This is a genomic window from Streptomyces carpinensis (assembly GCF_002154505.1).
Taxonomy (GTDB): domain Bacteria; phylum Actinomycetota; class Actinomycetes; order Streptomycetales; family Streptomycetaceae; genus Streptomyces; species Streptomyces carpinensis.
Genome location: NZ_MUBM01000036.1, coordinates 277 through 21,861, shown reverse-complemented (window position 1 = coordinate 21,861; position 21,585 = coordinate 277). Strand labels below are relative to the sequence as shown.

The following is a 21,585-nucleotide window of genomic DNA, read 5'->3' as shown; positions in this document are numbered from 1 at the left end:
GGAAGGCGCGCCGGAAGCGTTCGTCGAAGCCGGCCACCTGCTTGAGCGCGTCGGTGCGGTAGGCCATGTCGGCGGTGATCCAGCGGGCCCGCGCGAGAGCGGCGGTGTTGCGTTCCCAGTCGGTGGGCCGCCGTTCGCCGGGCAGGGGCACGGCGATCACACCCTGGACGGCCGCGGTGTCGGGGCTCGCCTCGGCCAGGTCCTGGGCCAGCTGGTCGCACCAGTGCGGGCCGACCTGCACGTCGTCGTCGAGGAAGGCCACCCAGGGCGCGGTGACCGCGCGCAGTCCGGTGTTGCGCGCGGCGGCGGGGCCCCGGCCGCCGCTGGTGAGCACGGTGGTACGGGCGCGCAGGTCGCCGAGGACGGTCAACGGGTGCTCCAGGGCGCCCGGTTCGGGCTCGGGCCGGTCGTCGACGAGCACGATCTCCTCCGGCTGGGGACCGTGCGCGGCGGCGAGCGCGGCGAGGCAGTCGGACAGTGTGTCCCGCGCCAGGGTGGGGATCACCACGGCGTAGGCGGGGCCGGTGGGAGGGCCGCCGGTCCGGCCGTCGGGGCGGCTCACGCGTACGCCCTTCCCCTGCGCACCGCGTACGGGCCGATCGCCAGAAGGTCGACGGGCGCGGAGCCGAAGCACTCCAGCGCGTCGCGCGGGTCGTCGACCATGGGCCGGCCGGCGGTGTTGAGGCTGGTGTTGACGACGACGGGCAGTCCGGTGCGCTGCTCGAAGCCGCGCAGCATCCGGGCGACCAGCGGTTCCTGCCGCTCGTCGACGGTCTGGATGCGGGCGGTGCCGTCGACGTGCACCACGGCGGGTATGCGCTCGCGCCAGTCGCGGTGGACGTCGTGCACGAAGAGCATGTACGGGCTCGGAAGGGGTCCCCGGAAGAGTTCGTGGGCGCGGTTTGCGAGCACCATGGGAGCGACCGGCCGGAACTCCTCGCGGCCCTTGACCCTGTTGAGCCGTTCCAGGTTCTCGGCCCGGCCCGGATGGGCGAGCAGCGAGCGGTGCCCGAGGGCGCGCGGGCCGTACTCGCTGCGCCCCTGGAACCAGGCGACGATCCCGTCGCGGGCCAGTTCCTCGGCGACCGTCCCGGCGATGTCGTCGGGCCGCTCGTAGGGTACGGCGGCCTCGTCCAGCCACCCGCGCAACTCCTCGTCGCTCCAGCCCCGTCCGAGGTCGGCGCCGGGCATCGGCTCGGGGACGGCGCCCTCGCTCGCGGCCAGGTACAGGGCGCCGCCGAGCGCGGTGCCGGCGTCCCCGGCGGCCGGCTGGACCCACACGTGCCGGTAGGGGCCCAGCACGGCGATCCTGGAGTTGGCCACGCAGTTGAGGGCGACCCCGCCCGCCATGGTGAGGGCGTCGCCGCCCGCCTCGCGGTACAGCCAGTGGACGAGTTCGAGGAGCACCTCCTCCAGCACGGCCTGGCAGCTGGCGGCGAGGTCGGCGTGCTCCTGGGTCCAGGGCTCGTGCGGGGCGCGCGGCGGGGCGAGGGCGGCCCAGTCGACGCCGTGGGCGCGGAATCCGCCGTCGCCGGCGGGGTGGACGCGGGAGCGCAGCTGGGGCAGGAAGCGGGGCTTGCCGTAGGAGGCGAGCGCCATCACCTTGTACTCGTCGCTGCTGCGCAGGAAGCCGAGGTGCTCGGTGAGCTCCTCGTAGACCAGGCCGAGGGAGTCGGGCAGTGCCTGCGCGGCGAGCGTGTCGAGCTTGCCGTCGTGGAAGCGGCCCGCGAGGTGGGAGGCGGCCTCGCCGCGGCCGTCGAGGACGAGCACGGCGCTGTCCGGGTGCGGGGAGGCCGGACCGGCGGAGGCGGCGTGCGCGATGTGGTGCGGGACGAAGACGACCTTGGCCGGGTCGAGTCCGGGCAGCGCCTCGGCCAGGAACTCGGGGGCGCGGCGCGCGTACTCCAGGCGCAGCGGGTCCCACGGGTCGGACAGGCCCATCTCGGCTGCCGGGCGGGCCAGCGCGGGGTCGAAGGAGTACGTGACGGCGTCCAGTTCGTCGGGCTTGACGCCCGCGTGCTCGAGGCACCATCGGGCGGAGAGTTCCGGCAGTTCCCACGCGGAGAACGGCACCGGTCGCTTGCCGTGCTTGCGTCGGCTGAAGCGCTCCTCCTCGCCGGCCGCGACCGTTCGGCCGTCGACCACGAGGGCGGCGGCCGGGTCGTGGAACAGGGCGTTGATACCAAGGATGCGCATGGAATGGGCTCCGTCCCGTTCGGCGATGTTCGGCGTGTGGGGACTGCTTCGTGCCGTGGGCACGTCGAGCTTCTGTGTGCCGCGCCTCAGCTGTCTCAAACGGGTGAAGCCAACTGAGTACGGAAAAGGCCTGTTTTTCGCCCTATGTCATAATTACTTCACTCATAGTGAGGCCCCCCGGTCATGGGACCGCAGTACGGTTCGGGACGCCGCGGTCTACTGCTGCGCGGGCCTCAGGCCGCGGCCTCGCGGGCGAACCAGTCGATGGTGCGTTCCAGCCCCTCGTTCCAGTCCACGCGCTGCCGCCAGCCGAGCGAATCCCGGGCCAGCCGGGTGTCAGGACGGCGCCGGCCGGGGTCGTCGGCGGGCCGGTCGACGAACCGGATGCGGGAGGCGGAGCCGGTCAGCTCCACGATCCGGCGGGCCAGCTCCAGCACGGTGATCTCGTCGCCGCCGCCGATGTTCACCGGACCGGTCTCCGCGGAGGCGGCCAGCGCGAGGATGCCGTCGACCGTGTCGTCGACGTAGCACAGGGACCGGGTCTGGCTGCCGTCCCCGGCGACGGTGAGGGGGGCGCCCTCCAGGGCCTGCGCGATGAAGGTGGGTACGGCACGGCCGTCGCCGGTACGCATCCGGGGCCCGTAGGTGTTGAAGATGCGGACGATGGCGGCGTCGGTGCCATGGGTCTGCCGGTGCGCGGTGACCAGGGCCTCGGCGAAGCGCTTGGACTCGTCGTAGACGCTGCGCGGGCCGACCGGGTTGACGTTGCCCCAGTAGCTCTCGCGCTGCGGGTGCTCCAGCGGGTCGCCGTACACCTCGGAGGTGGAGGCGAGCAGGAGGCGGGCCCCGTCGGCGCGGGCGCGCTCCAGGGCGTTGCGGGTGCCGGTGCTGCCGACGTCGAGAGTCTGCAACGGCAGCCGCAGGTAGTCGGCGGGCGAGGCCGGGCACGCGAAGTGCAGCACCAGGTCGAAGCGGCCGGGCAGGTCGCGCAGGGCCTCGGGGTCGGTGGCGTCGGCACGGACGAAGCGGAAGCCGCGCCGCCGTTCCAGTTCGGCCACGTTGGCGTGGGCGCCGGTGGCCAGGTTGTCCAGGCACAGGACGCCGGTGCCGGCGTCGAGCAGCCGCGAGCACAGATGGGATCCAACGAAGCCGGCTCCGCCGGTCACCAGGGCCCGGCGCCAGTTGCGTCCGCTCACGGGGCTCTCCTCCCTCTTGCCTTCACTTGCGTGTCGGCTTGAGTAACCCCGCGGGCCGGACGGCACACATCGGTCGAATCGGTCGCTCAAACGTCCGTCGATCGTTTATTCGACCCCGCTATACACCGCGTCTATACCCGCTCTATAGAGTCCGCGCATGCCTTCTGTGACCAAGAAGATGACAAAAACGGGGACAGGGTTCCGGGCGGGGACGGAATTCCGCAGGGGGACGAGGGTCCGGGCGATGGCGGCGCTGGCCGCCGCAACTTGTCTCACTCTCACGCTGAGCGGCTGCGGACGCGGCGACGAGACCACACCGAGCGCCGCGCGGACCCGGGCCGCGGCGGGCGCGCCCGCCCGGTTCGGCACGGTGGACTGCCGTCAGGCCAAGTGCATCGCGCTGACCTTCGACGCCGGACCGAGCGAGAACTCCGCCCGGCTGCTCGACATCCTCAAGCAGAAGAAGGTCCCGGCGACCTTCTTCCTGCTCGGTGCGCGGCACATCGAGAAGTACCCGGAACTGGTCGAGCGGATGGCGGCCGAGGGGCACGAAGTGGCCAGCCACACCTGGGACCACAAGATCCTGACCCGGATACCCGAGGCGCAGATACGCGAGGAACTGCAGCGCCCGAACGAGGCGATAGAGCGCCTGACCGGACGCAGGCCCACGCTGGTGCGCCCGCCCCAGGGCCGTACCAACGGCACCGTGCACAAGGTCTCCAGGGAACTCGGCATGTCCGAGGTCCTGTGGAGCGTCACGGCCAAGGACTACACCACGAACGACTCGGCCCTGATCACCGAACGCGTCCTCGACCAGGCGTCCCGGGACGGGATCATCCTGCTGCACGACATCTACCCGGGCACGGTGCCCGCGGTGCCGGGCATCATCGACGGGCTGAAGCAGCGCGGATACGTCTTCGTGACGGTCCCTCAACTGCTGGCGCCCGCCAAGCCGGAGCCGGGGAAGGTCTACCGGCCCTAGATCTCCCGAACTGCCGTCAGGTTTCCGCCGGCCCGGTCGCGGCGAGATCGAGCCGGTGGGCGACTCCGGGCCGTCCGGCGACGGTCGTCTCCCCCACGGGGACGAACCCGTTGCGTGCGAGCACGGTCATGGACGCCACGTTGTCGTGGGTGGTGACCGCGGTGAGCCTGTGCAGTCCGTACGTCCCGGCGGCCAGCCGGCACACCTCCCGCACGGCGGCCGTCGCCACGCCCCGGCCCGCGGCGCATTCGCCGATCCGGTACCCGAGTTCGGCGGACCCGTCGGCGACGTCGACGAGGTTGACCCGGCCCAGCAGCGCGCCCCGTTCGTCCACGACGACGTGGAAGTGGCACACGCCCGCGTCCTGTTCGGCGAGCAGGGCACGGTGGCGGGCGGCGAAGTCCGTGAAGTACGCGTCGCCGCGGTCGGACACGAAGCGGGCGAAGTACCGCCGGTTCTCCCGTTCGAAGGCCAACAGGGCATCCGCGTGGCCAGGTTGCAGCCGCTCCAGTGTGATCACGACGGCGAGCATACGGCCGAGCGGGTGATGCCGGAGTCAACGCGCGGGTGTGGGGTCCCGGTTGCCTACGATCGTTCCGTGGTCATCTTCTCCCTGGAACGCACGCCGCCGCTCCCGCCGGACGAGACCTGGCGGCGGCTCACGCAGTGGCACCGCCACGCCGACGTGGTCCCGCTGACCCGCATCACCGTGGTCACGCCCGCGCCGACCCGCGAGGGCACGCGTTTCGTGGCCCGTACGGGAGTCGGCCCGCTGGGCTTCGACGACCCCATGGAGGTGACGACCTGGTGCCCGCCGGCCGAGGGCGAGCCGGGCCGATGCCGCCTGGAGAAACGGGGCCGGGTGATCCGGGGCTGGGCGGAGATCGAGGTGCGCCCCGGTCCCGGCGGCCGCACCCGGGTCCAGTGGCGCGAGGAGCTGCGGATCCGCTTCCTCCCCGCCCTCTTCGACCCCCTGCTGGAACGCACGGCACGGGCGGTGTTCGGGCGGGCGGTGAACCGGCTGCTGCGGCGGGCCTGAGGCGGCTACCGGCCGCCTCAGGCCACCGACCCGATCCGCCCCATCGCGGGTGTGGACGCCGGGTCGTGATGGATCGGTGTGTGCGCCCCCGTCAACGACGCGCCGCTGCCGCCGCGTCGGGCGGCGACGATCTCCGCGGCGATGGACAGGGCCGTCTCCTCCGGGGTGCGGGCGCCGAGGTCGAGGCCGATCGGGGACCGCAGGCGGGCCAGCTCCAGCTCCGTCACGCCGACGCCGCGCAGGCGTTCGTTGCGGTCGAGGTGGGTGCGGCGCGAACCCATCGCGCCGACGTACGCCACCGGCAGCCGCAGTGCGAGGCGCAGCAGCGGGACGTCGAACTTCGCGTCGTGGGTCAGGACGCACAGCACCGTACGGCCGTCCACGTCCGTGCGCTCGAGGTACTTGTGCGGCCACTCGACGACGATCTCGTCGGCCTCCGGGAAGCGCGCCGGGGTGGCGAAGACGGGACGGGCGTCGCACACCGTCACGTGGTAGCCGAGGAACTTGCCGGTGCGCACCAGCGCCGAGGCGAAGTCGATCGCGCCGAAGACGATCATCCGGGGCGGCGGCACCGAGGACTCGACGAGAACGGTGAGCGGAGCACCGCAGCGGGAGCCCTGCTCTCCGATCTCCAGGGTTCCGGTGCGGCCGGCGTCCAGGAACGCGCACGCCTCGCCGGCCAGGGTGCGGTCCAGCTCCGGGTGCGCCCCGAGGCCGCCCTCCCAGGAGCCGTCCGGGCGGACCAGCAGGGCGCGGCCCATGAGTTCGGCCGGGCCGGAGGCGATCCGCGCGACCGCCGCCGCCTCCCCTGTGGCGGCGGCGGCCAGCGCGGCCGCGAGCACCGGACGGGCCGGACCGTCGGCCCGTACCGGTGTGACCAGGATGTCGATGACGCCGCCGCAGGTCAGGCCGACGGCGAAGGCGTCGTCGTCGCTGTAGCCGAAGCGCTCCAGGACGGTCTTCCCGTCCTCGAGCGCCTGTTGGCACAGCTCGTAGACCGCTCCCTCCACACAGCCGCCGGAGACCGAACCGACGGCCGTTCCGTCGCTGTCGACGGCGAGGGCGGCACCCGGTTGCCGGGGCGCGCTCCCGCCGACCGCGACGACGGTGGCCACGGCGAAGTCACGGCCCCGCTCGACCCACCGGTTCAGCTCCTCGGCGATGTCCAGCATCTGTCGGTCTCCTTCAGGCAGCGGGTGGGTGGCGGGGGTTGCGGTTCCCGAAGGGGCCTAGTGCACGCCCAGCCAGCCTTCGATGGGATTCAGGGCGAAGTAGACGAGGAAGATCACGGACAGCACCCACATGAAGGCGCCGATCTCCCGGGCCTTGCCCTGAGCGATCTTGATGATCGTGTACGAGACCACGCCGGCGGCGACACCGGGCGTGATGGAGTACGTGAACGGCATGATCACCACGGTCAGGAAGACCGGGACGGCCGTGGCGCGGTCGCCCCAGTCGACGTGCCGCGCGTTCATCATCATCATCGCGCCGATGACGACGAGGGCCGCGGAGGCGACCTCCGAGGGGACGATCGCGGTGATCGGGGTGAAGAAGAGGCAGGCCGCGAAGAACAGGCCGGTGATGACGGAGGAGAAGCCCGTGCGGGCACCTTCCCCGACGCCCGTCGCGGACTCGACGAAGACGGACTGGCCGGAACCGCCCGCGACACCGCCGATCACACCGCCGGCACCGTCGATGAACAGCGCCTTGGACAGGCCCGGCATACGGCCCTTGTCGTCGGCCAGACCGGCCTCGGTGCCGACGCCGATGATGGTGGCCATGGCGTCGAAGAACCCGGCGAGGACCAGGGTGAAGACGATCACGGTGATCGTCATGACGCCCACGTCGCCCCAGCCGCTGAACGACACGTGGCCGAAGAGCGAGAAGTCGGGCATCGACACGGGGCTGCCGTGCAGTTCGGGGGCGCCGTTGACCCACTGCTTGGCGTCGATGGCGCCGGCGGCGTTCAGGATCGCCGCGGCGACGGTGCCGCCCACGATGCCGATGAGGATGGCGCCGGGGACGTTGCGGGCCTGGAGGGCGAAGATCAGCAGGAGCGTGGCGGCGAAGAGCAGGACCGGCCAGCCGGACAGCTCGCCACCGGGGCCGAGGACGACGGGGCCGCCGCCGGGGGCCGGGTTGCGGCCCACGAAACCGGACTTGACCAGGCCGATGAAGGCGATGAACAGGCCGATGCCCATGGTGATGCCGTGCTTGAGCGGCAACGGGATCGCGTTCATGATCATCTCGCGCAGGCCGGTGACGACCAGCAGCATGATCACGACGCCGTAGGCCACACACATGCCCATGGCCTGGGGCCACGTCATGTGGGGCACGACCTGGGTGGAGACGACACCGGACACGGACAGGCCGGCGGCCAGGGCGAGCGGCACCTTGCCGGCGAAGCCCATGAGCAGGGTGGTGAACGCCGCCCCGAGCGCGGTGGCGGTGATCAGGGCCTTCTGGCCCAGAGTGTCCCCGGCCACGTCCTTTCCGGACAGGATGACGGGGTTGAGCAGCAGGATGTACGCCATCGCCATGAAGGTCGTGACGCCGCCGCGCACTTCACGCGCGACGGTGGATCCCCGCTGGGATATGTGGAAGTACCGGTCGAGCCAGGACCGTCCCGCCGGGACGCGGCTGCCCGCGCCCGCGTCTTCGGCGGCGGTCCTCGGCTCCACTGACTGCTGGGTCATGGGGCCATCTCCCAAGGTTCATAGGGGCACCCGTGCGCAATCCCTTTCCGGGCACGGGATTTGGGAATGGACGACCCGGGGGACGGCCCGAGACGAACCTCGATTGCTGGTACTTCAAGGACCGCGAGCGGAGCGGAGCTCGAAGACGGGGGTGCGCTCCCGGCGGCGCGGAGTGTGTGACGCTCCGTTGCGCCGCCCGGAGGTCAGGGTCTCCCGTTCGGATCATGCCGCGATCCGCACGGGAGGCCCTTGGCTCACGCCTGGCCGGTGAGGTGCTCCGGCCTGACGGGCGTGCGCGGGAGCTCCAGCCCGGTCGCGTTCCGGATCGCCGCGAGGACGGCCGGGGTGGACGACAGGGTGGGCGCCTCGCCGATGCCGCGCAGCCCGTAGGGGGCGTGCTCGTCGGCGAGTTCGAGCACGTCGACGGGGATCGTCGGCGTGTCGAGAATCGTGGGGATGAGGTAGTCGGTGAAGGAGGGGTTCTTCACCTTCGCCGTCCTCGGGTCGACGACGATCTCCTCCATCACCGCCACGCCCAGGCCCTGGGTCGTACCGCCCTGGATCTGGCCGACGACGGACAGCGGGTTGAGCGCCTTGCCGACGTCCTGGGCGCAGGCCAGCTCGATCACCTTCACCAGGCCGAGCTCGGTGTCGACCTCGACGACAGCGCGGTGCGCGGCGAAGGAGTACTGCACATGGCCGTTGCCCTGGCCGGTGCGCAGGTCGAAGGGCTCGGTCGGCCGGTGCCGCCATTCCGCCTCGATCTCCACGGCCTCGTCCTCCAGCACGTCCACCAGGTCGGCGAGGACCTCGCCGCCGTCGGTGACGACCTTGCCGCCCTCCAGCAGGAGTTCGGCGGTGGCCCAGGCGGGGTGGTACGAGCCGAACTTGCGGCGGCCGATCTCCAGCACCTGCTCGCGGACGAGTTCGCAGGCGTTCTTCACGGCGCCGCCGGTGACGTACGTCTGCCGGGAGGCGGAGGTCGAACCGGCCGAGCCCACCTGGGTGTCGGCCGGGTGGATGGTCACCTGGGCGACGCCCAGCTCGGTGCGGGCGATCTGCGCGTGGACGGTGACGCCGCCCTGGCCGACCTCCGCCATGGCCGTGTGCACGGTGGCGACGGGCTCGCCGGCCAGCACCTCCATGCGCACCTTGGCGGTGGAGTAGTCGTCGAAGCCCTCGGAGAAGCCGACGTTCTTGATGCCGACCGCGTAGCCGACGCCGCGGACGACGCCCTCGCCGTGCGTGGTGTTGGACAGACCGCCGGGCAGCTGCCGTACGTCGGCGCCCTCGGAGCTCTCCCACTGGCGCTCCGGCGGCATGGGCATCGCCTTGACGCGGCGCAGGAGTTCGGCGACGGGGGCCGGGGAGTCGACCGGCTGCCCGGTCGGCATGATCGTGCCCTGGCTCATGGCGTTGAGCTGCCGGAACTCCACCCGGTCCATGCCGACGGCGTCGGCGAGCTTGTCCATCTGCGCCTCGTAGGCGAAGCACGCCTGGACCGCGCCGAAGCCGCGCATGGCGCCGCAGGGCGGGTTGTTGGTGTAGAGGGCGATGGCCTCGATGTCGACGTCGTCGACCTCGTACGGGCCGATGCCGAGCGAGGAGGCGTTGCCGACCACGGCCGGGGAGGCGGAGGCGTAGGCGCCGCCGTCGAGCACGATCCGGCACTTGACGTGGGTGAGCCTGCCGTCCTTCGTGGCCCCGTGCTCGTAGGTGAGCTTCGCGGGGTGGCGGTGGACGTGCCCGAAGAAGGACTCGAACCGGTTGTAGACGATCTTGACGGGCTTGCCGGTGCGCAGCGCCAGCAGACAGGCGTGGATCTGCATCGACAGGTCCTCGCGGCCGCCGAACGCGCCGCCGACGCCGGCCAGGGTCATGCGGATCTTGTCCTCGGGCAGGCCGAGCACGGGCGCCATCTGGCGCAGGTCGCTGTGCAGCCACTGGGTGGCGATGTAGAGGTGGACGCCGCCGTCCTCCTCGGGCACGGCGAGGCCGGACTCGGGGCCGAGGAAGGCCTGGTCCTGCATGCCGAAGGAGTACTCGCCCCTGACCACGAAGTCCGCCCGCCCGGCGGCCTCGTCGGCGTTGCCGCGGACGATCGGCTGGCGGTGGACGATGTTCGGGTGCGGGACGTGGCCGATGTGGTGGTCGTCACGGTTCTCGTGCACGAGGATCGCGTCCGGCGCGGTCGCGGAGGCCTCGTCGGTGATGACCGGCAGCTCCTTGTACTCCACCTTGATCTTGGCGGCGGCGCGGCGCGCGGTCTCCGGGTGGTCGGCGGCGACGATGGCGACCGGCTCGCCGTGGTGGCGCACCTTGCCGTGGGCGAGGACCGGGGTGTCCTGGATCTCCAGGCCGTACCGCCTCACCTCGGTGGGCAGGTCGTCGTAGGTCATCACGGCGTGGACGCCGGGCATCGCCAGGGCCTCGGAGGTGTCGATGGACACGATCTCGGCGTGCGCGACCGTGGAGCGCAGGATCTGGCCCCAGAGCATGTCCTCGTGCCACATGTCGGAGGAGTACGCGAACTCGCCGGTGACCTTGAGGGTGCTGTCGGGGCGGAGCGTGGACTCGCCGATGCCGCCCCTGGTCTGCGAACCCTGCGTGATCTTCGTGGGAGCGCCGTTGGCGGGCATGCTCAGACCCCCTCGGACTGCCGGGCGGCCGCCAGGCGGACCGCGTCCATGATCTTCTCGTAGCCCGTGCAGCGGCACAGGTTGCCCGACAGCGCCTCGCGGATGTCCGCGTCGGTCGGGTTCGGGTTGCGCTCCAGCATCTCGTCGGCGGCGACCAGCAGCCCCGGGGTGCAGAAGCCGCACTGGACGGCGCCGGCGTCCATGAACGCCTGCTGGATCGGGGAGAGTTCACCGCCCTCGCCGGTCTGCGAGTCGCCCTTGGCCTGCCACCCCTTGGCCTCGTCGAGGGATGTCCCGGCCGAACCGCAGGCGCCGGTCGCGCAGCCGCCCTCGGCACGCTGCTTGGCGTAGTCCGCCAGGCCCTCCACGGTGACGACCTCGCGGCCCTGCACCTGGCCGGCCGCGACCAGGCAGGAACAGACCGGCACGCCGTCCAGGCGGACCGTGCACGAGCCGCACTCGCCCTGCTCGCAGGCGTTCTTGGAACCGGGCAGGCCGAGGCGCTCGCGCAGGACGTACAGCAGGGACTCGCCCTCCCAGACGTCGTCGGCCTCCTGCGGACGTCCGTTGACGGTGAAGTTGACGCGCATTACGCAGCTCCCTCCGAGGTGCGGCGGGTGCCGCGGTACGACTCCCAGGTCCAGGTGAGCGTCCGGCGGGCCATCACGCCGACCGCGTGGCGGCGGTAGCTCGCGGTGCCCCGGACGTCGTCGATCGGGTTGCAGGCGGCGGAGCACAGCTCGGCGAACTGCTTGGCGACCGACGGGGTGATGATCTTTCCGTTGTCCCAGAAGCCGCCCTCCTCCAGGGCCGCGTCCAGGAACTCCTCGGCGGCCCGGGCGCGGACGGGGGTGGGGGCGGCCGAGCCGATCCCGGTGCGGACCGTGCGCGTCTCGGGGTGCAGGGCGATGCCGAAGGCGCACACCGCGATCACCATGGCGTTGCGGGTGCCGACCTTGGAGAACTGCTGCGGTCCGTCCGCCTTCTTGACGTGCACGGCGCGGATCAGCTCGTCGGCGGCGAGCGCGTTGCGCTTGACGCCGGTGTAGAACTCGTCGATCGGAATGCGGCGGGAGCCGCGCACCGACTCCACCTCGACCTCGGCGCCCGCGGCGAGCAGGGCCGGGTGGGCGTCGCCGGCGGGAGAGGCCGTGCCGAGGTTGCCGCCGACGCCGCCGCGGTTGCGGATCTGCGGGGAGGCGACCGTGTGCGAGGCGAGCGCGAGGCCCGGCAGCTCGGCACGGAGATTTTCCATGATCCTGGTGTAGGGCACGGAGGCGCCCAGCCGCACGCTCTCCTCGCCGACCTCCCACTCGTAGAGGTCTCCGATGCGGTTCAGGTCGAGGAGGTACTCGGGCCGGCGGTGGTCGAAGTTGATCTCGACCATCACATCGGTGCCACCCGCAATCGGCACAGCGGTGGGGTGCTCGGCCTTCGCGGCGAGCGCCTCCTCCCAGCTGGCGGGGCGAAGGAAGTCCATGACCGGCTCTCTTCTTCGTCTCGTGGGTCGTCCAGATTGAGCCAATCCGTGTGCGGCGGGCCAGGCTCGTTCATGTGGTGTTCACGTGGAGTGAGGCCAGTACACAGCCGACTGCTCCAACGGGGTCAGTCACCGAAACCATGAAGGGTTTGGCTGGCCAGGGCGGACATCTTGTAGATTCGTATGAACGGAGACCATCGGCAACCTCTTCGCTTTCCTCTGGAAACAGAGGCCACGGTCACACCCGCGGCGGAGCCGGTGTCCGGCCGCACGCCCAGGCGGCGAATCCGCCGTCCGGCGGCACGGGCGGGCCCTCTCCCACAAGATCCATCGTACTTTTCGAGACACAGAACGGCGGCGACGAGAATGCGGCTGCGCGCACTACTGGACACCGATGCGCTGGGCCTGAAGCTGCTAGGCGGCGAGGACGAGCTGGACCGCACCGTCCGGGGCGTGATGACCACCGACCTGCGCGACCCCAGCCGTTATCTCTCCGGCGGTGAGCTGGTGCTGACCGGCCTGGCCTGGCGCCGGGACGCCGCCGACTCGGAGCCGTTCGTCCGCATCCTGGTCCAGTCCGGCGTCTCCGCGCTGGCCGCCGGTGAGGCCGAGCTGGGCGATGTGCCCGAGGACCTGGTGCTGGCCTGCGCCCGGCACCGGCTGCCGCTGTTCGCGGTCAACGAGTCGGTGGCCTTCGCGACGATCACCGAGCACGTCGTACGGCAGGTCTCCGGCGAGCGCGCCGGCGACCTCGCGGCGGTGGTGGACCGGCACCGCCGCATGATGACCTCCGGACCGGCGGGCGGCGGCCCGGACGTGGTCCTGGACTTGCTGGGCTCCGACCTGGACCTGCGGGCCTGGCTGCTCTCCCCCGCCGGCCGGCTGATCGCCGGCCCCAAGGTGGGCGGCCCGCCCCTGCCCCCGGCCGTGTGCGCCCAGCTCGCCGCCGAGCACCTGGCGGCCGGCCGCACCGGCCGGCGCGGCCCGCACCGCGTCGCGCTGGGCGGGACGACGTACTCCCTCTTCCCGATCCGCAGCAGCGGGCGGTCCCCGCAGGCCGCGCGGGACGTGCGCGAGACGGTGCTGTCGGACTGGCTGCTGGCGGTCGAGGCGGACGCCGGCGACTGGCCGGAGGAGCGTCTCGACCTGCTTCAGGGCGTCACCCAGCTGATCGCGGTCGAGCGGGACCGGCGGGACGCGGCCCGCACGGTGCGGCGCCGGCTCGCCCAGGAGGTCCTGGAGCTGGTCCAGACGGGGGCGCCGCCGGCCGAGATCGCCGCCCGGCTCCGGGTCGCGGCTCCCGTGCTGCTGCCCGGCCTCGGCGCGGCCCCGCACTGGCAGGTGGTGGTGGCCCGGGTCGAGTGGGACGAGGCGCAGGGCGGGCCCGCGGCGCCCGCGACCGAGGGCGGGCGACGGACGGGCGGGACGGTCGAGGGCGGCCCGATCGCCCAGTCGCTGCTGGAGGAGATCCTCGTGGACCCGCTCAGCACCGGTCCCGAGCCCTCCGACCGCATAGCGGTCGCCCACACCGGCGACGAGGCCATCGCCCTGGTGCCGCTGCCCGCCGTCTCCGGCGAGCACGACGGCTCGGAGGCCGGGATCCTCGCCGACGTGCTCCTGGAGGCCGTACGGGACCCGCTGTCGGCCGGTCTCGACGGCGACGGGCGGCTCACCCTCGGCGTCAGCGCGGCCGTGCACTCGGCGGAGGGGCTGCGCGGGGCGCTGGAGGAGGCCCGGCACGCCCGGCGGGTCGCGGCGGCCCGCCCGGGGCGCGTCTGCGCCGCCGGCCACCAGGAACTGGCCTCCCACGTCCTGCTGCTCCCCTTCGTCCCCGACGACGTGCGCCGCGCCTTCACCGCCCGGCTGCTCGACCCGCTGCGCGACTACGACCGCCGGCACCGCGCCGAGCTGATACCGACCCTGGAGGCCTTCCTGGACTGCGACGGCTCCTGGACCCGCTGCGCGACCCGCCTCCACCTGCACGTCAACACGCTGCGCTACCGGGTCGGGCGGATCGAGCAGTTGACGGGACGTGACCTTTCGCGTCTGGAGGACAAGCTGGACTTCTTCCTCGCACTGCGCATGAGCTGAGGTCAGGGCGGTCGACGGCGGCCGGCACCGCCGCCGTCCACTTCCCGGACTTTGTGAAATCCTTCACCCACCCTCTTGGCCGGGCCACGGAATTCGTGCTGAGATGCCGCCACCACTCAAGGCTCGAAGGCGTGCTCGGGGAGGGCAATGTGGCGCATACCGCCATGTCTGGTAACGGAACGACCCCAGGTGACGATCCACTCCAGACCGCGGTATGGCGGCTGCGCTCGCGCGCATGCTGGGCCGACGCGGCAGCGCTGCTGCCGTCGGCCACCGCCGCCGCCGCGCTGCAGCGCACGGTGCTGCTGGTGGAACGGTGCCTGTACACCGAGTCCGGCTGGCAGGAGGCCGAGGACGCGCTGCGTACCGCCGAGGCGCTCGCGCACTCCGACGAGGAGCGGGGCGCGGCCGCTTGTGAACGCGGGTACTTGGCCTACTCGGCGACGCTGCACGGCGTACGGGACCGGGCCGACGAGGCGCGGTCCGCGCTCGGCCGGGCGGCGGCGCTGATCCCGCCGGGGGCGCCGGGGCGGGCGCTGCTGGACTTCCGGCGCGGGCTGATCGCCGAGAACCTGACCCACGCCCCTCAGGCCGCGCGCGCCGCCTACCGCCGCGCCCACGCGGGCGCCACCGCCCACGCCGACCCGCTGCTGCTCTCCTTCACCTGGCGCCATCTGGCCGGACTCGCCCTGCGTGAGGGGGAGTTGTCCGAGGCGCGGCACGGTTTCGCCGAGTCGCTGCGGATTCGCGAGGAGCTCGGCTACCTCGTCGGCACGGCTCCGGCACTGGTGTCCCTGGCCGACACGGAGGCGGAACCGGAGGCGTCCCGCCTGCGCGAGGAGGCCCGGCGCCTGTTCCGGCTCCTGGGGGGCGTACCGACCTGGCTGGCCCGTCAGTTGACACCACCGGCGGCGGGGGCGGCGACGGCCTGAGGGGCGGGCCGGACGGGGGCAGGCGACCCCTGGCGCGTGGCTCGAAGGGAGCGGTCCGGCTCAGAAGAACCTGAGAGGTTGCTGTGCCAGGCTGGCGCGCCCGAACACGCGGACGGATCCCCCCTGCCCGTGTGAGCCCCCCACGCCTCCCGGAGGAGCGCCCTGATGAGCCTGCTCAACGGCCTGCCCGCGCACGTCCTGCTGGTCCATGTCGTCGTGGTCCTCGTCCCCCTCACCGCGCTGGTGCTCGTGGTCTGCGCACTGTGGCCGCAGGGCGCCAGGCGGCTGGGCCCGGCTCTGCCGCTGCTCGCCCTGGTCACGCTGGCGAGCGTGCCGCTGACGACCGGCGCGGGCGAATGGCTGGAGCGGCACGTGGCCGACGACCCGCTGGTGCGGCGCCACGCCGAGCTGGGCGACGGGATGCTGCCGTGGGCGCTGGGCCTGTTCGTGCTGGCGGCCGGCGTCTGGCTGGTCTCCCGGCGGACGCCCCGGGCGCAGGCCGGGGCGCGCTCCGGCTCGGTGCTGCGGGTGGCCGCGGCCGTGCTCTCCGTGGTGGTGGCCGCGGGCGCGGTCGTGGAGGTCTACCGGATCGGCGACTCGGGCGCGAAGGCCGCCTGGCACGACGCCTACTCGAAGACCGCCACGAGTCCGGGCCACGGGGACTGACCGACGGCGGCCGCCCGCACCGGCGCCGCCGCCCTCAGCCCGCCACCCCGAAGTGTTCGCGCACGAGCAGGTGCACCACGTCGGTCTCCCGCGCGATCAGCGCGTCGAGCAGGGCGGTGTGCTGGGCGGCGTCGGCCACCAGCCCGGCCCGCGCGGGACGCTCGGAGCCGCCGACCAGGGGCCACTGGGCCCGGCGGTGCAGATCCTCGGCGATCTGGACGAGCTGTTCGTTGCCCGCCAGGGAGAGCATCGCGCGGTGGAAGGCGCGGTCGGTCTCGGCGTAGGTGGCCCGGCACCCGGAGGACGCGGCCCGTACGGTGGCCTCGGCGAGCGGCCGCAGCTCGGCCCAGCGCTCGACGGGCACGGTACGCGACAGCCGCAGCAGCACCGGGACCTCGATCAGCGCCCGCACCTCGGCCAGTTCGGCGAGCTCGCGGGCGCCGCGCTCGACGACCCGGAAGCCGCGGTTGGGCACGACCTCGACGGCGCCCTCCAGCGCGAGCTGCTGCATCGCCTCGCGCACGGGGGTCGCGGAGACCCCGAACCGCTCGCCGAGCGCGGGCGCCGAATAGACCTCGCCGGGCCGCAGCTCCCCGGTCACCAGCGCGGTGCGCAGGGCGTCGAGGATCTGCCCGCGCACGGAGGCACGCTGCACGACGGGACGGGGAGACGGGACGGGCCGCTCGCCGTGCGTGTGCTCGCCGCGCACGCCGCCCGCCGCCGGGGTGTCCCGCTCCCGCCGTACGTCCGCCGCCTGCGGCTGCCGGGGCACACCCGTCGCGCCGCCGCCCGGCGGGATGCGCGGTATGCCGCCCCCGGTCGCCGCGGCGGAGTCCTGCGCGCCCTGCTTCACGGTCCTCCTCCGGGCTTGTGGGTGCTTGGGGTCATTACGACGGGTTGCTACTCGTCCGTCAAGCACCTTAGGCACAACTGGTCGCGGGTTCACATTCCGGCCAAGTGAAGTAAGGTAAGCCTTACCTTCAGTCGCCCCTTCAGTCGAACGCGGATCGGTGGTCCGGCATGCCTGTGCTCCCTTCGGCCGCGGCGGACGCCTACGCCCGCCTCACCGAGGTCCACCCGGGCCTCGCCGTGACCCTCCTGGGCCCCGGTGAGCCGGCCCCCGAAGGCGACGGCTGGGTCACGGCGGCCTCTCTCGCGCGGGGCGGACCCGGCCTGGACGCGTTCCTGTCCTGGGACGATGCCCAGGTGCAGCGGGACTACGGGACGCGGGCCCGCCCGGACGTGGTGGCGAGCTTCGGACTGCACCGGTACGCCTGGCCCGCCTGCCTGCTGTTCACCGTGCCGTGGTTCCTGCACCGCCGAGTGCCCCGCCTCCCCGTGACCCACGTCTCCTACGACCGCACCGCCGGCCGCATGGCCGTGCGTCCCGTCGATTTCGCCTGCCTGCCGGACGACCCGGCGGCCGCGCGGCCCGGCGCCCGTGTGGTGCGCGACGAGGAGGCACTGCGGGCCGAGGTGCGGGCGGCCGTCGCCGAGCACCTGGAGCCGGTCCTCGCCGGCTTCGGGCCGCGCATGCGGCGGCGCGGCCGGGCCCTGTGGGGCATGGCGACCGACGAGGTCGTCGAGGGCCTGTGGTACGTCGCCCGCCTGCTCGGCGAGGAGCGGCGGGCCATGCGCGAGCTGGAGCTGCTGCTCCCGGGGGCGACCCGGCCGTTCGTCGGCTCGGCGGCCTTCCGCGAGCCGGCCGGGCCGGACGACTCGCCGCTGCCCACCCGGGTCCGGGCCAGTTGCTGCATGTTCTACACCGTGCGCCCCGAGGACACCTGCGCCACCTGTCCGCGCATCTGCGACGCGGACCGGGTGGCCGAACCGGCCACCACGGCCGTCGCTTGAGGATTTGATAAACCGTCAGTTGGTCCGTTCGTCCGCCCGCGTCCCGTAAGATCATCCGCGAGTGGGACACCCGAATGGGTGCAGGGGATTCACAACTTCCCCACCCGTCACGGGAACTTTCCGTGGAACCACCCGTACGGGTAGTCTTATTCGAACTCAACTCCCGCCCCTCAAGCGGCAGTTCGAGCAGAACGCCGTCCCCGGGCATCCCCTTGCACCTCCTAGGCGGCCTCTTGCCCCGAAACCCCCTGAGGGCCGGCGGGATTGGGCCACTATGGCGGGCGTCACGCCCTATCCCCATGCAAGGGACCCCAGATGAGACTGACCGACATATCGCTGAACTGGCTGCTTCCGGGCGCCGTGCTGCTCCTGGGCGTGCTGGCGGCGGTGGCGGTGCTCGCGCGCGGCAAACGGTCCGACGGGAAAGCGAGTGCCGACGACTCGTGGGAGCGCAGCGAGGAGCGTCGCAGGCGCAAGGAGGCCATCTACGGCACGGCCTCCTACGTCCTGCTGTTCTGCTGCGCGGCGGTCGCCGCCGCGCTCTCCTTCCACGGCCTGGTCGGCTTCGGCGAGCAGAACCTCGGCCTGACCGACGGCTGGCAGTACCTGGTGCCGTTCGGCCTGGACGGGGCGGCGATGTTCTGCTCCGTGCTCGCGGTGCGAGAGGCCAGCCACGGTGACGCCGCCCTCGGCTCCCGGATACTGGTGTGGATGTTCGCCGCCGCGGCGGCCTGGTTCAACTGGGTGCACGCGCCCAGGGGCATCGACCACGCGGGCGCGCCGCAGTTCTTCGCCGGTATGTCCCTGTCGGCGGCGGTCCTCTTCGACCGCGCGCTGAAGCAGACCCGCCGGGCCGCCCTGCGCGAGCAGGGCCTGGTTCCGCGTCCGCTGCCGCAGATCCGTATCGTCCGCTGGCTGCGGGCGCCGCGCGAGACCTATCGTGCCTGGTCGCTGATGCTCCTGGAGGGCGTGCGCAGCCTGGACGAGGCGGTCGAGGAGGTGCGCGAGGACAAGCGCGAGAAGGAGGAGCGGCGGCGGCTGCGCCGCGAGCAGGAGCGCGTCGAGCGCGCCCAGCTCAAGGCGATCAGCCGGGGCCACCGCGGCTTCGTCGGCCGGGGCGGCCGGCAGGGCGAGACGCAGGCCCTGGAGCGCGGTTCCTCCCCGGTCGGCGCGGAGCCTGCCATATCGGCGGCGGAGTCGCTGCCGGTGCTCACGCGTCCTTCCCTCCAGCCCGTCCGTAAGGGCAGTGACCCCATCACCGTCGACCTCACCGCGGAGGACGACACCCAGGCCCTGCCGCGGCTGGACTCGCTGGAGCGAAAGCTCAAGGACCTGGAGCAGCAGTTCGGCTAGGGTCTTCCGTTCGGATCAGGCCCGCGAGCCCGGCGTGATCCGAACGAGAGGCTCCAGGACCGCACCTGTGACGCTGTGACATGCCGAGGGGGGCACGGCCGTGGGGCCGTGCCCCCCTCGGGGCTGTCGTCACGCGGCCTGGGCCCCGAGTTCGAACCACACCGACTTCCCCACCTCGTGCGGGCAGACGCCCCAGGCGTCCGCGAGGGACTGGACCAGGAGCAGGCCCCTGCCGTGGGTGTCGGCATCGGCCACCGGCCTGCGCGGTCGCGGTCTGCGGGCCACGAAGTCCCGTACCTCCACCCGCAGTCCGCGTGGTGAGACCGTCGCCGTCAGGATCGCGTCGTCGTCGGTGTGGACGAGCGCGTTGGTGACCAGTTCGCTGGTGAGCAGCTCCGCCACGTCCGACGTGTCCGGCCGCCCCCAGTGACGCAGCAGCTCGCGCAGCGCCCGGCGCGCCTCGGGCACCGCCCGCAGGTCCGCCCTGCCCAGGCGGCGCCGGAGCTGGGGCGCCGGTGTGCGCTCCGCCACGCCGCCGGCCTCTTCCTCCGCCGTCTTTCCGGAGGAGGCCCCGACCGTCCTGGGACCGCCTCCGCGTGCCTGACTCTTCATCTCCCCCGCCCGCGTGCCGATGTCGGTTCCCCTCCAGGTCGAACACGTCCACGGGGATCCATGCCCCGTAGGACACGCGGCAGTCATGTCGAATCGTCAACGACCGCATGTTCGGCCATGAGCGCGGCAACTCGGCCCGGGTCAGGCGTGATCCGCACCGGCGGCCCTGGGCGTGTCGCTCACGAGCGTCGTCGACAGCCGTGGGGCTCGATCAGGGTCGTGGCACGTTGCGCAGGTTGGAGCGGGCCATCTGCACCATGCGGCCCACCCCGCCCTCCAGCACGATCTTCGAGGCCGACAGGGCGAACCCGGACACCATCTCCGCGCTGATCTTCGGTGGGATGGACAGGGCGTTGGGGTCGGTGACGACGTCCACGAGGGCCGGGCCCTTGTGCCGGAAGGCGTCCTTCAGGGCTCCGGCGAGGTCCTTGGGCTTCTCCACCCGGACTCCGAAGGCGCCGCAGGCGCGGGCCACGGCGGCGAAGTCGGGGTTCTTGTTCGCCGTGCCGTAGGAGGGCAGACCCGAGACCATCATCTCCAGCTCCACCATTCCGAGGGAGGAGTTGTCGAACAGCACGACCTTCACCGGCAGGTCGTGCTGGACCAGGGTCAGGAAGTCGCCCATCAGCATGGAGAACCCGCCGTCCCCGGACATCGAGACGACCTGCCGGCGGCGGTCGGTGAACTGCGCGCCGATCGCCATCGGCAGGGCGTTGGCCATCGAACCGTGCGAGAAGGAACCGATGATGCGGCGGCGCCCGTTGGGCGAGATGTAGCGGGCGCCCCAGACATTGCACATCCCCGTGTCGATGGTGAAGATCGCGTCGTCGTCGGCGACTTCGTCCAGGACGGCGGCCACGTACTCGGGGTGGATCGGGATGTGCTTGTCGACCTTCCTCGTGTACGCCTTGACGACCCCCTCCAGCGCGTCCGCGTGCTTCTTGATCATCCGGTCGAGGAAGCGCCGGTCACTCTTCTCCTTCACCCGCGGGATCAGGCAGCGCAGGGTCTCCTTCACATCGCCCCACACGGCCAGGTCCAGCTTGGACCGGCGGCCGAGGTGCTCGGGCCGGACGTCGACCTGGGCGATCTTCACGTCGTTCGGCAGGAACGCGTTGTACGGGAAGTCGGTGCCGAGCAGGATCAGCAGGTCGCACTCGTGGGTGGCCTCGTAGGCGGCGCCGTAGCCGAGCAGACCACTCATCCCGACGTCGAACGGGTTGTCGTACTGGATGAATTCCTTGCCGCGCAGGGCATGCCCCACCGGTGACTTGATCTTCTCGGCGAACTTCATCACCTCGGCATGCGCCCCGGCCGTGCCGCTGCCGCAGAACAGGGTGACCTTGCCGGCCCCGTCGATCATCCGGGCGAGCCGGTCGATCTCGGCGTCGCCGGGCCGCACGGTGGGCCGGGAGGTGACGATGGCGGTCTCGGCGGCCTTCTCGGGGGCGGGCTCGGCGGCGATGTCACCGGGCAGGGCCACCACGCTGACCCCGCTGCGGCCGACGGCGTTCTGGATGGCGGTGTCCAGCAGCCGTGGCATCTGCTTCGGGCTGGAGATCAGCTCGCTGTAGTGGCTGCACTCCTGGAACAGCCGGTCGGGATGGGTCTCCTGGAAGTAGCCCAGACCGATTTCACTGGAGGGGATGTGCGAGGCGAGGGCGAGGACCGGGGCCATGGAGCGGTGGGCGTCGTACAGGCCGTTGATGAGGTGGAGGTTGCCGGGGCCGCAGGAGCCGGCACAGGCCGCGAGCCGTCCGGTGATCTGCGCTTCGGCGCCGGCCGCGAAGGCCGCGGTCTCCTCGTGGCGGACGGTGATCCAGTCGATGGCGGCGTTGCGGCGGACCGC

General features: G+C 72.4%; 19 protein-coding genes. 7 read left to right on the top strand and 12 right to left on the bottom strand.

What is annotated here, in order from left to right; all coding sequences use genetic code 11:
• From BZY54_RS06255 to BZY54_RS06245, 3 genes are all read right to left on the bottom strand, one after another.
• A partial coding sequence (locus BZY54_RS06255) for a glycosyltransferase family 2 protein (RefSeq protein ID WP_143668011.1) occupies positions 1-562 on the bottom strand: 562 nt, incomplete at its 3' end.
• On the bottom strand, positions 559-2,196 hold the full coding sequence (locus BZY54_RS06250; protein WP_086723538.1) for a carbamoyltransferase family protein: 1,638 nt from the start codon (positions 2,194-2,196) through the stop codon (positions 559-561). The genes BZY54_RS06250 and BZY54_RS06255, both read right to left, overlap by 4 nt.
• Before the next feature lie 233 nt (positions 2,197-2,429).
• Positions 2,430-3,392: an NAD-dependent epimerase/dehydratase family protein gene (locus BZY54_RS06245; RefSeq protein WP_086723537.1), complete on the bottom strand. Its 963-nt coding sequence runs from the start codon at positions 3,390-3,392 to the stop codon at positions 2,430-2,432.
• 157 nt (positions 3,393-3,549) lie between these two features.
• Here BZY54_RS06245 and BZY54_RS06240 point away from each other — a divergent pair, with 157 nt between their 5' ends.
• Positions 3,550-4,374, top strand: a complete 825-nt coding sequence (locus BZY54_RS06240; RefSeq protein WP_208640570.1) for a polysaccharide deacetylase family protein — start codon at positions 3,550-3,552, stop codon at positions 4,372-4,374.
• Positions 4,375-4,390: 16 nt separating this feature from the next.
• On the opposite strand, the gene BZY54_RS06235 is transcribed toward BZY54_RS06240, so the two are convergent.
• Complete coding sequence (locus BZY54_RS06235; protein ID WP_086723540.1) at positions 4,391-4,894, bottom strand: GNAT family N-acetyltransferase; 504 nt, start codon at positions 4,892-4,894, stop codon at positions 4,391-4,393.
• 78 nt (positions 4,895-4,972) lie between these two features.
• Here BZY54_RS06235 and BZY54_RS06230 point away from each other — a divergent pair, with 78 nt between their 5' ends.
• Positions 4,973-5,413: an SRPBCC family protein gene (locus tag BZY54_RS06230; protein WP_086723536.1), complete on the top strand. Its 441-nt coding sequence runs from the start codon at positions 4,973-4,975 to the stop codon at positions 5,411-5,413.
• 17 nt (positions 5,414-5,430) lie between these two features.
• Here the strand turns inward: BZY54_RS06230 and BZY54_RS06225 are convergent, their stop codons facing one another.
• From BZY54_RS06225 to BZY54_RS06205, 5 genes are all read right to left on the bottom strand, one after another.
• Positions 5,431-6,585: an XdhC family protein gene (locus BZY54_RS06225; protein ID WP_086723535.1), complete on the bottom strand. Its 1,155-nt coding sequence runs from the start codon at positions 6,583-6,585 to the stop codon at positions 5,431-5,433.
• 57 nt (positions 6,586-6,642) lie between these two features.
• Positions 6,643-8,109 (bottom strand): NCS2 family permease, encoded by a 1,467-nt coding sequence (locus BZY54_RS06220; RefSeq protein ID WP_086723534.1) that lies wholly within the window; start codon positions 8,107-8,109, stop codon positions 6,643-6,645.
• 254 nt (positions 8,110-8,363) lie between these two features.
• Positions 8,364-10,748, bottom strand: coding sequence for a xanthine dehydrogenase family protein molybdopterin-binding subunit (locus BZY54_RS06215; protein WP_086723533.1), 2,385 nt, complete (start codon positions 10,746-10,748; stop codon positions 8,364-8,366).
• Positions 10,749-10,750: 2 nt separating this feature from the next.
• Positions 10,751-11,338: a (2Fe-2S)-binding protein gene (locus BZY54_RS06210; protein WP_086723532.1), complete on the bottom strand. Its 588-nt coding sequence runs from the start codon at positions 11,336-11,338 to the stop codon at positions 10,751-10,753.
• Positions 11,338-12,228 (bottom strand): FAD binding domain-containing protein, encoded by an 891-nt coding sequence (locus BZY54_RS06205; RefSeq protein WP_086723531.1) that lies wholly within the window; start codon positions 12,226-12,228, stop codon positions 11,338-11,340. Before BZY54_RS06205 ends, BZY54_RS06210 begins: the two co-directional genes overlap by 1 nt.
• A gap of 366 nt (positions 12,229-12,594) precedes the next feature.
• On the opposite strand from BZY54_RS06205, the gene BZY54_RS06200 reads away from it, so the two are divergent.
• The 3 genes from BZY54_RS06200 to BZY54_RS06190 all read left to right on the top strand — a co-directional run bounded on the left by BZY54_RS06200 (position 12,595) and on the right by BZY54_RS06190 (position 15,917).
• A complete protein-coding gene (locus BZY54_RS06200) occupies positions 12,595-14,319 on the top strand; it encodes a PucR family transcriptional regulator (protein ID WP_086723530.1) in 1,725 nt (574 codons plus the stop codon).
• A 164-nt stretch (positions 14,320-14,483) separates the two neighbouring features.
• Entirely contained in the window at positions 14,484-15,251 is a 768-nt protein-coding gene (locus BZY54_RS06195) for a hypothetical protein (RefSeq protein WP_167413953.1), read from the top strand.
• A 165-nt stretch (positions 15,252-15,416) separates the two neighbouring features.
• Positions 15,417-15,917 carry a DUF2231 domain-containing protein gene (locus BZY54_RS06190; protein WP_086723528.1) on the top strand — a complete coding sequence of 167 codons (501 nt, stop codon included), beginning with the start codon at positions 15,417-15,419 and terminating at the stop codon, positions 15,915-15,917.
• Positions 15,918-15,951: 34 nt separating this feature from the next.
• On the opposite strand, the gene BZY54_RS06185 is transcribed toward BZY54_RS06190, so the two are convergent.
• Positions 15,952-16,770: a GntR family transcriptional regulator gene (locus BZY54_RS06185; protein ID WP_086723527.1), complete on the bottom strand. Its 819-nt coding sequence runs from the start codon at positions 16,768-16,770 to the stop codon at positions 15,952-15,954.
• Between the two features lie 167 nt (positions 16,771-16,937).
• Between BZY54_RS06185 and BZY54_RS06180 the strand changes: the two genes are divergently transcribed.
• Both BZY54_RS06180 and BZY54_RS06175 read left to right on the top strand, forming a co-directional pair.
• Positions 16,938-17,771: a (2Fe-2S)-binding protein gene (locus tag BZY54_RS06180; RefSeq protein WP_086723526.1), complete on the top strand. Its 834-nt coding sequence runs from the start codon at positions 16,938-16,940 to the stop codon at positions 17,769-17,771.
• Positions 17,772-18,086: 315 nt separating this feature from the next.
• Positions 18,087-19,124: a DUF2637 domain-containing protein gene (locus BZY54_RS06175; RefSeq protein ID WP_086723525.1), complete on the top strand. Its 1,038-nt coding sequence runs from the start codon at positions 18,087-18,089 to the stop codon at positions 19,122-19,124.
• A gap of 129 nt (positions 19,125-19,253) precedes the next feature.
• On the opposite strand, the gene BZY54_RS06170 is transcribed toward BZY54_RS06175, so the two are convergent.
• Both BZY54_RS06170 and BZY54_RS06165 read right to left on the bottom strand, forming a co-directional pair.
• Entirely contained in the window at positions 19,254-19,736 is a 483-nt protein-coding gene (locus BZY54_RS06170; RefSeq protein ID WP_086723524.1) for an ATP-binding protein, read from the bottom strand.
• 211 nt (positions 19,737-19,947) lie between these two features.
• Positions 19,948-21,585, bottom strand: a 1,638-nt coding sequence (locus BZY54_RS06165) for a pyruvate dehydrogenase (RefSeq protein ID WP_086723539.1), incomplete at its 5' end; no start/stop codon positions are given.

What these genes read in the sequence shown, in the direction of transcription:
- BZY54_RS06250 (WP_086723538.1), bottom strand. Translation starts at nt 2,196, where the DNA reads ATGCGCATCCTTGGTATCAACGCCCTGTTCCACGACCCGGCCGCCGCC.
- BZY54_RS06240 (WP_208640570.1), top strand. Translation starts at nt 3,550, where the DNA reads ATGCCTTCTGTGACCAAGAAGATGACAAAAACGGGGACAGGGTTCCGG.
- BZY54_RS06225 (WP_086723535.1), bottom strand. Translation starts at nt 6,585, where the DNA reads ATGCTGGACATCGCCGAGGAGCTGAACCGGTGGGTCGAGCGGGGCCGT.
- BZY54_RS06220 (WP_086723534.1), bottom strand. Translation starts at nt 8,109, where the DNA reads ATGACCCAGCAGTCAGTGGAGCCGAGGACCGCCGCCGAAGACGCGGGC.
- BZY54_RS06215 (WP_086723533.1), bottom strand. Translation starts at nt 10,748, where the DNA reads ATGCCCGCCAACGGCGCTCCCACGAAGATCACGCAGGGTTCGCAGACC.
- BZY54_RS06210 (WP_086723532.1), bottom strand. Translation starts at nt 11,338, where the DNA reads ATGCGCGTCAACTTCACCGTCAACGGACGTCCGCAGGAGGCCGACGAC.
- BZY54_RS06205 (WP_086723531.1), bottom strand. Translation starts at nt 12,228, where the DNA reads ATGGACTTCCTTCGCCCCGCCAGCTGGGAGGAGGCGCTCGCCGCGAAG.
- BZY54_RS06200 (WP_086723530.1), top strand. Translation starts at nt 12,595, where the DNA reads ATGCGGCTGCGCGCACTACTGGACACCGATGCGCTGGGCCTGAAGCTG.
- BZY54_RS06195 (WP_167413953.1), top strand. Translation starts at nt 14,484, where the DNA reads ATGTCTGGTAACGGAACGACCCCAGGTGACGATCCACTCCAGACCGCG.
- BZY54_RS06190 (WP_086723528.1), top strand. Translation starts at nt 15,417, where the DNA reads ATGAGCCTGCTCAACGGCCTGCCCGCGCACGTCCTGCTGGTCCATGTC.
- BZY54_RS06180 (WP_086723526.1), top strand. Translation starts at nt 16,938, where the DNA reads ATGCCTGTGCTCCCTTCGGCCGCGGCGGACGCCTACGCCCGCCTCACC.
- BZY54_RS06175 (WP_086723525.1), top strand. Translation starts at nt 18,087, where the DNA reads ATGAGACTGACCGACATATCGCTGAACTGGCTGCTTCCGGGCGCCGTG.
- BZY54_RS06170 (WP_086723524.1), bottom strand. Translation starts at nt 19,736, where the DNA reads ATGAAGAGTCAGGCACGCGGAGGCGGTCCCAGGACGGTCGGGGCCTCC.